General features: G+C 73.2%; 1 protein-coding gene. It reads left to right on the plus strand.

Annotation, left to right across the window (positions count from 1 at the left end; all coding sequences use genetic code 11):
- A partial coding sequence (locus AC5LSR_RS22960) for an IS701 family transposase (protein ID WP_493469003.1) occupies positions 1-1099 on the plus strand: 1099 nt, incomplete at both ends.

Below are 1099 nucleotides of genomic sequence, written 5' to 3' on the forward strand. Positions count from 1 at the left end.
ACCGCGCCGACGTTCCAGACCTTCCGCGCGTTGGTCGCAGGGATGCTGTCGGCGACCGGGCGGCGCACGGTGTGCGGGATGCTGGTAGGCGCGGGGCTGTCACGGTCCTGGCCGCATGACCGGGCGCACCGGTTCTTCGCCGCCGCCCGCTGGGACCCCGCCCAGCTCGGGATCGGGCTGGCCCGCCTCGTCGTGCGGCTACTCGTCGCGGACACCGCACCGGTGACCGTCGCCGTCGACGACACCCTGTTCCACCGGACCGGGAAGAAGGTATGGGCCGCCGGGTGGTTCCACGACGGCAGCGCGAAGGACGCCCGCCAGGTCGGCTACGGCAACAACTGGGTGATCGTCGGGATCGTCGTGACGCTGCCGATGCTGGACCGGCCGGTCTGCCTGCCGGTTCTGGCACGGCTGGTGCGTAAGGACACCGTCTCGGCATCGAGGCTGTGGCTGGCTGCCCGCGCCGTCGAACAGCTCGCCGCCGCCCTGCCCGGCCGGCGGGTCCACGTCGTCGCGGACGCCGCCTACGCCGGCGACGAGCTACGCTGCCTGCCGGCGTCGGTGACCTGGACAACCCGGCTGCGCAAGGACGCGGCCCTGTTCGCCCCCGCCCCGCCGCGGACCGGCCGGCGTGGCCGCCCCCGCCTCAAGGGCGACCGGCTCGGCCCGCTGGCCCAACTCGCCGCCACCGCGACGTTCACCCCGCTCCCCGTGACCCGCTACGGCCACACCACCACCGTGCACGCCGCAGCGATCCGCTGCCTGTGGTACGGCGTGTTCGGCCCCCGCCCCGTCACCGTCGTCCTCGTACGCGAACACACCGGCCGCGCCGGCACCTACGACCTGGCGCTGGTCACCACCGACACCCTGACCAAACCCGCCCACATCGTCGAGCGGTACGCCGCCCGCTGGTCGGTCGAAGTCATGATCGAAGACGCCAAGCAGATCTTCGGGGTCGGTCAGGCCCACAACCGCACCGCCCACGCCGTCGAACGCACCATCCCGTTCGGCCTCGCCTGCCAGACAGTGACCCTCTGCTGGTACGCCACCACCGGCCACCACCCCCACGACGCCACCGACCACCGCGACCGCGCCCCTT

The organism is Protofrankia sp. CiP1_Cm_nod4, assembly GCF_982290645.1.